At 63.1% G+C, this 10,208-nt stretch carries 6 protein-coding genes; 2 read left to right on the top strand and 4 right to left on the bottom strand.

What is annotated here, in order from left to right; all coding sequences use genetic code 11:
- Positions 1–144 precede the first annotated feature (144 nt).
- The 4 genes from VF515_21815 to VF515_21800 all read right to left on the bottom strand — a co-directional run bounded on the left by VF515_21815 (position 145) and on the right by VF515_21800 (position 5,075).
- The gene (locus VF515_21815) at positions 145–846 is read right to left on the bottom strand and encodes an efflux RND transporter periplasmic adaptor subunit (GenBank protein ID HEX7410267.1); all 702 of its coding nucleotides are present in this window, start codon (positions 844–846) and stop codon (positions 145–147) included.
- A 15-nt stretch (positions 847–861) separates the two neighbouring features.
- Positions 862–2,151: a TolC family protein gene (locus VF515_21810; protein HEX7410266.1), complete on the bottom strand. Its 1,290-nt coding sequence runs from the start codon at positions 2,149–2,151 to the stop codon at positions 862–864.
- Positions 2,152–2,757, bottom strand: coding sequence for a TetR/AcrR family transcriptional regulator (locus tag VF515_21805; protein ID HEX7410265.1), 606 nt, complete (start codon positions 2,755–2,757; stop codon positions 2,152–2,154).
- Between the two features lie 296 nt (positions 2,758–3,053).
- Positions 3,054–5,075: an APC family permease gene (locus VF515_21800; GenBank protein HEX7410264.1), complete on the bottom strand. Its 2,022-nt coding sequence runs from the start codon at positions 5,073–5,075 to the stop codon at positions 3,054–3,056.
- Between the two features lie 943 nt (positions 5,076–6,018).
- On the opposite strand from VF515_21800, the gene VF515_21795 reads away from it, so the two are divergent.
- Together VF515_21795 and VF515_21790 are read left to right on the top strand one after the other, a co-directional pair.
- Positions 6,019–7,212, top strand: coding sequence for an efflux RND transporter periplasmic adaptor subunit (locus VF515_21795; protein ID HEX7410263.1), 1,194 nt, complete (start codon positions 6,019–6,021; stop codon positions 7,210–7,212).
- 3 nt (positions 7,213–7,215) lie between these two features.
- Positions 7,216–10,208 (top strand): efflux RND transporter permease subunit (locus VF515_21790; protein HEX7410262.1); only part of this gene is annotated, 2,993 nt, incomplete at its 3' end.

Here is a 10,208-nt window from a genome sequence, read left to right as displayed (position 1 = left end):
AGCACCAAGGTCACGCGGGCGAACATGCCGGGCTTGAGCGTCAGCTCTTCGTTGGGCACGTCGATCTCGACCAAGAGCGTTCGGCTGGAGGGGTCGAGCGCCGGCGCAAACTTGGTCACCTTGCCCTGGAAGGTTCGATCGGGGCTAGGCGTCGACCGTCAGCGAAACCGGATCCGTCAGGTGCACGCTGCCGATATCGCGTTCCGGCACGTTCACCAACACCTTCACCTGCGACAGATCCATCACCGTCACCACCGTGTTGCCGCCCGACGCCGAGCTGCTGCCCTGCGCAATGAGCGCGCCGGGGTCGACGTAGCGTTTGGTGACATACCCGTCGAAGGGGGCGACGATCCTGGCGTACTGCACGTAGGTGCGCTGCACGTCGAGCATCCGTTTCGCCACTTCGTATTTGTTGGCCGCATCGTCCAGGTTCTGCTTGGCGATCAGATCCTTGGCGAACAGCTCCCGCGTACGCTCAAAGGTGACCTTGGCGAAATCGTAGTTTGCCTGGGCTTGTTGCAGCTGATGCTCGAGCTCCGGTTGACTGATCATCGCCAGCACCTGCCCGGCGCGCACGCGGTCACCGCGATCCACGTAGATGGCGTCGAGATAGCCCGCCACCTTGGCCATCAGGTCGGCCTGCTGGATGGGCAGGATGTCGGCGGTGAGCAACAGTGTGCGCTGCAGGTTCACCTGTCCCGCTTTGGCCACCTGCACCAACGGCAAGGGCCGGGCGCTCCCCGCAGTCTGCCTGCCGGCACTGGCCCGCTGCCAGATCAGGGCCGCAAATCCGAGCCCCGCCAGTACGACAATCGCGTAGAACGTCCGTTGTGTTCGCGCCCGCATCCCCCGAGAACCTTCCTATTCCGTCGCCAACTGCTGGGCCGTGGCCTTCTCCAGCGCGGCGACGCTGGTCTTGTAGGTGTACAGGGCCTGCACGTGATTGGCTTCCGCGGTGGTGAGGGAGGTCTGCGCGTCGGTCAACTCGATGATGTTCCCGACTCCGGTGCTGTAACGGCCCTCGGCGAGATCGAGGTTCTCCCGCGCCAATTGCAGCCCTTTCTCGGAGACGCGGATGCTTTCGGCTGCTTGTTGCAAATTGAGCACCGCCTGCCGCACCTCGAGCGCGATGTTCTGGCGCAACACCTCTTCGTTGAACTTCAGGTTGGACAGGTTGGCCTTCTGTTCGCCGACCTGCGCCGTCGTCAGGCCACCGTTGAAGAGATTGAGGTTCACGGTGGCACCGAAATCCCACACGTTACTCAGCGGATAGTCGAGGCCCAAGTAATTGTAGTCGGCTTTAGCTTGTACGGACGGAAGGTAGTTCTTCTGCAGCGCGCTGATCTGCTCGTTGGTGGCGAGTTCCTGCGCGCGAATGCCTTGAACTTCCGGGCGCTGGTCGTAGGCGGCGGCGAGGGCGTCGTTCTCGGTGATGCTGACCTCGTGGACATCGAAGTTATCGACGATGTCGAAGTCGAGCGGTCCGATCAGTCCCAGCGCATTGCGCAAGGTCTCGCGCGCCACGGCAACGTTGTTGCGCGCCGTCACCTGATTGAGCTCGGCGTTGGCCAGCTGCACCTGGGCTTGCGTGACGTCGAACTTGGCGGCAAGTCCAACGTTGAAACGGCCTTGCGCCTGCTCGAGGTGCTTCTGGTTTTGCCGTACGGTCTCGTTCGCCACCGTCAGCAAGCGGCGCGTGGCCAGCACGTTGAAGTAGGCTTGCTTGACGTCGAGCCCCACGACCTCGCGTTGTGTCGTCCGATTCGCCTGCAGCGACTGCTCCGCCGCTTGCGCCGAGCGGATGGAATTGAGGGTCTGGCCGAAATCGAACAGCATCTGCGTGAGGCCTGCGCCGGTACTGTAAAAGTTAGACCGAAACGCTTGACCGCCGGCACCGCCGAAAGCGGCAGAGTTCGTCTGCCGCCGCAGGGCTCCGTAGTTCGCATTGACTTGGGGAAGATAGTTCGCCGCGGCCTCTCGCACCCGCTGGTGACCGGCTTCCACCGAGGCCGTGGCCGCCTTCAGGCTGGGGTGTTGCTGCACGGCGATCGCAATGCACTCAGTCAGAGTCTTCGGCGCCGGCGCCTCGTCGGCGATCGCTCCGTCTGCAAGAAAGCCCACCGCGAAGGCTACCAGTATCAGCGCTCGCATTCACCGTCTCCTCTTTCTGTCGTTGTGCTCCCGCACGCGAGGCGAGTCGACCGCCACGCCGTGCCAGAAGATCTTGACGACCGCACCCACCATATCTTCCAGCGTGTCATGTCGCCCGTGATAGCGGTTCACGCCACGCACCATTCCCAGCAGCATCTCCGCCGCAATCCGCGGGCTCAGCGCGCGCATGTGCCCGGCAGCAATGGCTTCCTCCAGCGTGCGTTGCACGATGTCGACAATCTCGGCGCGGCGGCGAAGCCATTCGCGCCCATCAGGATCTTGCGGCTTGTCTTCGTTGCGGTGGATGAGCGCAAAAAAGAAGCGCCGGTCCCAGAAGTGGCTGAGTATGCAGCGCACGATATACTTGATCTTCTCGGCCGGCTCCCCCGGTTTTCTGAGAGCGACCTGCAAATCGTCGCGCAGGGCACCGATGCCCTCGAACATGACGGCGAGGTAAAGGTCGTGCTTACTCGGAAAATACCGATACAGCGTGCCCTTCCCGACACCACATTCGTGCGCCACGTCCTCCATCAGGACTTCATGGAAGTCATGCCGTGTGAAGATGGTCTCCGCCGCACGCAGGATCTCCTGTCGCACTCCCACCATGGGCGGACGGCCACGCCGGACGTGCGGCACTACAGGCGGTGTAACTGACGAAGGCATTCCGAAACTGACCAGTCAGTCACTAATAAAAGGCGGCGCAGCGTATGTCAAATAGGGCTGCCGCTCCCCCTCCCGCCGGAGACTGTCGATTTTCTCCGAATGTAGGGGCGCAGCATGCTGCGCCGCTACGGAAGCACGCGGAAAATACGGTAGACGAAACCAACGGCCGGTCATTTATCGACACTCCCCACTGGGAGGAGGGCAGCCGAAGGGACCCCGCGAGGGTATGTGGCGGACGCTCAGAACGTAAACCGGAGGTCTTCGTGCTCCGAAACCACCCGCATCACCATCTCCCGGCCCTCGTCCGGTTCCACCTGTCCCCAACGCAAGGCGAATGATTCGGCCTGAAAATCCGGGGTGAACTTCGCCGAGCGTCCCAGAATGACTTCCGTGGCGTTGAGCTCCTGCGAGGTGCGGGCGATGGCGAAGAGCGAGTCGTTCGAGGTCAACACCAGGGGGATGACGGTCTTGCCGTGGTGCTCGGCCAAGTTGACCACGGCCGTGAAGATGGCTTGCTCCTCCGGGGTGAATTTGGGATCGCCGTTGGCGCCATAACCATGCTCGACTTTGACGGTCAGCACCACCACATCCATCGGTTCATGTTCCGCTTCCTTCAACACCCGGTCGAGGTGAGCCAGGTTCTTCGGATCGCGGACGGGAACAACCTTGCACGGCCGTTTGCCCAGCCCGATTCGCGCTGCATCGAGCTCCGGTGTGTACCGCACATTGAACCTCTCCAGCTCGTGGTCGGCCGTCCGCCGGTGTCTCCAAAAACGCTCGGTGAACGCAAAGAGAGCGAACAGGGCGACGGTGAACCCGAGGCCCCACTCGGTGGCCACCCGCTTCGTGGCCAGGTTGACGAGCGCCGTCGCCAGCAAAACCAAGAAGATCAGCACCAGACCGATCGGCAGCTCGATGCGTCCGACACGCACGTTGAGCGGCACCCTCCAAGCGCGCGGTCGCTTGTCTTTGAAACGCAGGATCACCATCGAGAGAGCCTTGAAGACGAAGCTCCACACCACCCCGAAGGCGTACGCCTCACCGAGGGCGTAGACGTCGCCGCGGCTCGCCACGATGGTGAAAATCTGCAACCCCACAACCAGGTTGATGAGCCGGTGTGAGGTGCCGTAGCGGGGATGCGGGTGACGGAACCAGTCCGGGAGTACGCCGTCCTCGGCCACCCGGTTGAGCACGCCATTGGAGCCGACGATGGCGGTGTTGACGGCGCCGGCCAGAATGAGAAAGCCGACCACCACGACGAACACGCGCAAGACCAGGCGCGCCGACAGCGGTCCCACCACAGACATCGCCAGCCCGCCGATCAGGTTGTCGCTGTACGTGCTCATGCGCACGTCGTCGGGAATGATCATGACCGCAAAGAACGAGATCAGGGTGGTCATGAGCATGCTGTAGAGAAAGATCACGAACCCGGCGCGCTGCAGGTTCTTCACCTTCGGGTAGGCAATCTCGCGATTCACCTGCGCCAGCGACTCCTCGCCGCTCATGGCCAGAATCGAATGACCGAATGCGATCATGATGCCGAGCGCACCGACGTTCTTCTCCCACCCGGTGCCGCCGAGCCAGCCCAAGGACTCGTTGCTGAAGTGCAGGTCAAAGGGCGGCAGCGTCGCGCCGCGCATCCACAGTGTCAGTCCGCACCACCCCAACATCAGGAAAATCATGACGGTGGTGACGCCCATGACCTTCATCGCTTTGTCGCTCGACTCCTCGATGCCGAGAGTATTCTGGCGCCAGAAGTAGAGCGTGATGCCCACGGCAATCGCCGCCGAGGTGGCGTCCGGGGGCAGCGTCACCGAGAAGTGAATGACGCGCAGAAACTCATTGAGCAGGCCGACGATATACTGCCCTGCCGACACGCCACTGATCGGACCGGTGAGCACGTAATCGAACATGAGGGCGGAGACGGAGATCTTGGCCAGCGTCCCGCCCATGGCCTCCTTGACGACGCGATAGACACCGCCGCGCACGAACATGGCGCACGACTCGATGTAGACGCCGCGCACGGCATACGAGAACGCCATCACCGCGAAGATGTACCAGGGCGCCGCCTTGCCGACCGCCTGCTCGACGATGCCGCCGATGTAGTACGCCGTCGAGGCGAGGTCGCACAGCACGATGGCCGCGGCACGCCAGAACGAAATGAACACCAGCATCGCCGTCGTCAAGACGATGATCTGGGGCCGACCGGAGCCACCGACGGGTGCCGTCTGCGCCGGCTGCTGCGGTTGCACCATTGCCATTCAGTACTCCTCCTCGCGCGGCACGCCGTATCGCAAACGGCAATGCCGCCCTGCATCATGCAAGTCCGCGGGAAGGCAGCACGGCGCATGCCTGCGTTGCTGCGCTTGGCGGCGCGACACCAAGGGAGTCCGTTGCAACTTCGCATCGTGCAACCCGCAATGCGGCGTCGTGCAGAATGCAGGATACCTGTCGCTGCGAACGCGCCGAGGCCACGCCGCATTGCTGCAGGTCGCACGATCTCACAATGCAGGTTGGAATGTCCGTGCTGACCGGTAAGCAAAGCATACCTGGGCCCTTGCGTGCACCGGCTGGCACGAAGGCTGCGTTCGCACGGGGTATGGACACAGTGCGTTATGTCGAGATCGGGCTTTGGGTGTTGAACGTCATCATCTACGCGTCCTGCCTGTGGCTTTGGATCCGGCCAGAGCCGAACGAATCGTTCCCCAAAGGATCGCGTCGTGACGCGCCGCGGACGCCGAGCCCGGGCATATGGCCCACCGCCTATGATTCTTAACGATGGGCGATCAGCGCTACGCGCGAGGCAGGCCTCGTCGGCCTGAGGCGTACCTCACTGGGTTCCCATCTGGATGACGAACCCACCCGTCACAATCAAGGCCCCACCCACAATCAGGCTCAGTGACGGGCGTTCGGCGAAGAAGACGAAGCTGAGTAGCTGGCTGACGATTCACCACGAGCCCGTACGCAATCAACGTGGTTGCCCCAATACGGAGGAATTATCTTACCCATCTCATTTGGTTCAATCGCCGTCGATCCGGCTGATCCGGCCGCGATCTGAGGTCATCCGGTAGCTACCGGCCAAATCCGACTCCGGGCTGCGGTCACTTGCGATTGATCGGCGGCTTCAGTATTTATCGAACTGACTGGTCAGTTCCATAAATGCCTGCGCGTGAGGCTGGTCACCGCGCCGCTGGGAATGAAGAGATGCTGAGCCGAGTTGAAGATCGAACGGTGAATCGCCGCGCCGGCGCCAGGCTGGCGCGTTGCCCCTGGTTGCTCATGCTGAGCGTGGCGCTGTGCAGCGCGGTTGCGATGACCGGTTGCCGCTCCACACCGCCGGCCAGCGCGCCGGAGGCCGTGCCGGTGAACGTTGCCGCGGTCGTGCAGAAAGACGTGCCGGTGCAGTTGCACGCCATCGGCAACGTGGACGCGTACTCGACGGTGACCCTGAAATCGCACGTCGACGGCCAGCTGGCGCAGATCAACTTCCAGGAAGGCCAGGAAGTCCATGAAGGCGATCTGCTCTTCGTCATCGATCCGCGCCCGTTTCAAGCAACACTCCAGCAAGCCGAGGCGAATCTGGCGAAGGACCGGGCGGAGGCGACCAACGCGCAGGTGCAGGCCGAACGCTACCAGCGTCTCCTGGCGAATAATTTCGTCTCCAAGGATCAATACGACCAGGTGCGCACGCAGGCGGAATCGCTCGGAGCCGCGGCCAAGGCGAATCAGGCGGCCGTGGAGAACACCAAACTCCTCCTCCAGTACTGCTATATCCACGCGCCGATCACGGGGCGCATCGGCCAGTTCCTGCTGCACGTGGGCAACATGGTCAAGAATCTCGATACGACGCTGGCCACCATCAATCGGATTCGGCCGGTATACGTCGCCTTCGCCGTTCCCGAGCAGCAGCTCCCGGAGATCCGCAGCAGCGCAGCGGCACGCCAGCTGACGGTGCAGGCGTTTCTCGGTGCGGACGGATCCCACCCGAGTACCGGCGAGCTCAGCTTCATTGACAACGCGGTGGACACCAAGACCGGCACCGTCTTGTTGAAGGGCACCTTTCCCAACGCGGACGAGATGTTGTGGCCGGGGCAGTTCGTGACGGTAGCCTTGACGCTGCGAACGGAACCGAACGCCCTGCTGGTGCCGAACGCGGCCATCCAGACCGGGCAGGAAGGGCAATACGTCTTCGTCGTCGGCCAGGATTCGATGGTGCAGGTTCGTCCGGTGGTCACCGGAATTTCCATGAATGACGACGTGGTGGTCAACAAGGGCTTGCAGTCCGGCGAGAACGTCGTCATCCGCGGACAGATCCGCCTCGCCGCCGGCAGCAAAGTGGAGATCAAGGGCGGAATCGACAGCAACGGGCAGCAGCCCGGCAGCGCAAAATCGCGGTAAGACATGAACCTGGCGCAGCCCTTCATTCGGCGTCCGGTGGCGACCACGCTGATCATGCTCGCCATCGTCATCTTTGGCATCGCCGCCTACCGCGTCCTGCCCGTGAGTGATCTGCCCAACGTCGATTTCCCCACCCTCCTGGTGACTGCGAGCTTGCCGGGCGCCAACCCCGATACCATGGCGTCCGCGGTCGCGACGCCGCTGGAGCGCCAGTTCTCGACCATCGCCGGCTTGGCCTCGATGAACTCGATGAGCTCGCTCGGCGCCACGCAAGTGATCTTGCAGTTCGATCTGAGCCGCAACATCGATGCGGCCGCGCAGGACGTGCAGGCGATGATCACGCAGGCAGCCCCGCTGTTGCCGCCCGGTATGCCGAGCCCGCCGACGTATCGCAAGGTGAACCCGGCGGATCAGCCGATCATGTTCCTCGGGCTGACCTCGGCGACGTTGCCGTTGTGGACCATCGACGAGTACGGCGAGACGCTGATGGCGCAGCGCATCTCGATGGTCAGCGGCGTGGCGCAGGTGCAGGTGTTCGGTTCACAGAAGTACGCCGTGCGCGTACAGGTGGATCCGCACGCCCTCGCCAGCCGCGGCATCGGCATCGATCAGGTGGAGCAGGCGGTGCGTTCCGCCAACGTGAACATCCCGACCGGGACGCTGTACGGCGAGCGGCGCGCGCTGACGGTGCAGGCCACCGGCCAGCTCACCGATGCCGCCATGTACCGGCCGGTCATCGTAACCTATCGCAACGGTGCGCCCGTGCGCCTGGACCAGTTGGGACAGGTGATCGACAGCGTCGAGGACGATAAGACCGCGTCGTGGTACGGCGACAGCCAGACGCTGGAGCGCTCGTTGGTGTTGGCGGTGCAGCGCCAGCCGGGTACGAACACGGTAGCGGTCGCGCAGGCGGTCAAAGACTTGCTGCCGACCTTCGAGCGCTGGATGCCGCCGTCGGTGAAACTGCACCTGCTCTTCGACCGCTCGCAGACGATCCGCAATTCGATCGACGACGTGAAGCTCACCATGGTGCTGGCACTGGCGCTGGTGATTCTGGTGATCTTCCTGTTCCTGCGCAACGTCTCGGTGACCCTCATCCCGAGCCTGGCGCTGCCGCTGTCGATCGTCGGCACGTTCGCCGCGATGTCGCAACTCGGCTACAGCCTCGACAACCTGTCGATGATGGCGCTGGTGCTGTCGATCGGGTTCGTCGTCGATGACGCCATCGTGATGCTGGAGAACATCGTCCGCCATATGGAAATGGGCGAGTCGCCCATGGAGGCGGCGCTCAATGGCTCGCGCGAGATCAGCTTCACGATCCTCTCGATGACCTTGTCGCTCGCGGCCGTGTTCATTCCCGTGCTGTTCATGCCGGGCATTCTCGGGCGCCTGTTCCATGAGTTCGCCGTCACCATTTGCGTGGCCATTCTGATCTCCGGTTTCGTCTCGCTGAGCCTGACGCCGATGCTGTGCAGCCGCTTTCTGCGCCCACCATCCGAACAGCGGCACGGCCGTCTCTACGTCGCCAGCGAGCGGTTCTTCGACGCACTGCTGCGCCTGTATGAGCGCAGCTTGCAGTGGGTGCTGCACCATCGCTTGAGCACGATGCTCGCCTCTCTCCTGATCCTGGTGGCGACCGGCTATTTGTTCGTGCAAGTGCCGAAGGGCTTCATTCCAGATGAGGACCAGAGCGCCATCTTCGGCATCACGGAAGCGGTGCAGGGCGCGTCGTTCGAAGAAATGAAGCACCTCCAGCATGCGGTGGCCGAGATCCTCCGCAGCGATCCCCGGGTGGACACCTTGTTCACGACCGTGGTGGGGTCGAACGCCTCCGCCGGCAGCACGCCGAACCAGGGCCGCTTCTTCATTCATACCGTGCCACGGTCTCAGCGGCCGAGCATCGGTGAGATGGTGCAGGAGTTGCGCCGCGAGCTTACCGTGATCCCCGGGCTGCGCTCGTTCCTGCAACCGATGCCGACGATTCGCATCGGCGGCCAACTGACGAAGAGCATGTACCAGTTCACGTTGCAGAGTCCGAACACGCAGGAGTTGTACGACTCCTCACAACGGTTCGAAGGGCGTCTGCGCCAGCTGTCGGAGCTGCAGGACGTCACCAGCGACTTGCAGATCAAGAACCCGCAGGTGAACGTTCTCATCGACCGCGACAAAGCCTCCAGCCTCGGCGTGACGGCGGAGCAGATCGAGAATGCGCTGTACGACGCCTACGGCGACCGCTGGATTTCGACGATCTACGCGCCCAACAACCAGTACAAGGTGATCCTCGAGTTGGGGGATCAGTACCAGCTCGATCCGGCGGTGCTGTCGATGCTGTACGTGACTGCGTCGAACGGTCAGCTCGTGCAGCTCGATGCGGTGGCGCGGTTCACGGAGGGGCTCGGGCCCATGACGGTGAACCATGCCGGGCAACTGCCGGCGGTGACGATCTCCTTCAACCTGCGGCCGGGGGTGTCATTGAGTGAGGCAGTGGGCAAGATCAACGCCCTGGCACGCACGGACCTGCCCGGCACCATCACGACTGGGTTTCAGGGCACGGCGCAGGCCTTCGAGTCGTCGCTCTCCGGTCTGTGGATCCTGTTGGTGCTGGCGATCGTGGTCATCTACATCGTGCTCGGGATCCTCTACGAAAGTTTCGTGCACCCGCTCACCATTCTTTCCGGCCTGCCATCCGCCGTCTTCGGCGCGTTGCTGGTGCTGATGGTCTTCCGGATGGAGTTGAACATCTACGCCTTCGTCGGGTTGATCATGCTGATCGGCATCGTGAAGAAGAACGCGATCATGCAGATCGACTTCGCGCTGCAGGCACAGCGGACGGAGGGCAAGGCGCCGCTCGACGCGATCTACGAAGGCTGCGTGATCCGTTTCCGCCCGATCATGATGACCACGATGGCGGCGCTGTTCGGGGCCTTGCCGATCGCGCTCGGCGTCGGAGCGGGAGCCGAGTCGCGGCGTCCGTTGGGCGTGGCCGTCGTGGGCGG

The sequence above is a fragment of the Candidatus Binatia bacterium genome (assembly GCA_036382395.1).
Taxonomy (GTDB): Bacteria; Desulfobacterota; Binatia; order HRBIN30; family HRBIN30; genus JAGDMS01.
This window is presented reverse-complemented; position numbering and strand designations above follow the sequence as displayed.

Coding starts and splice junctions, on each gene's coding strand:
- VF515_21810 (HEX7410266.1), bottom strand. CDS start 2,151: ATGCGAGCGCTGATACTGGTAGCCTTCGCGGTGGGCTTTCTTGCAGAC.
- VF515_21805 (HEX7410265.1), bottom strand. CDS start 2,757: ATGGTGGGAGTGCGACAGGAGATCCTGCGTGCGGCGGAGACCATCTTC.
- VF515_21800 (HEX7410264.1), bottom strand. CDS start 5,075: ATGGCAATGGTGCAACCGCAGCAGCCGGCGCAGACGGCACCCGTCGGT.
- VF515_21815 (HEX7410267.1), bottom strand. CDS start 846: ATGCGGGCGCGAACACAACGGACGTTCTACGCGATTGTCGTACTGGCG.
- VF515_21795 (HEX7410263.1), top strand. CDS start 6,019: ATGCTGAGCCGAGTTGAAGATCGAACGGTGAATCGCCGCGCCGGCGCC.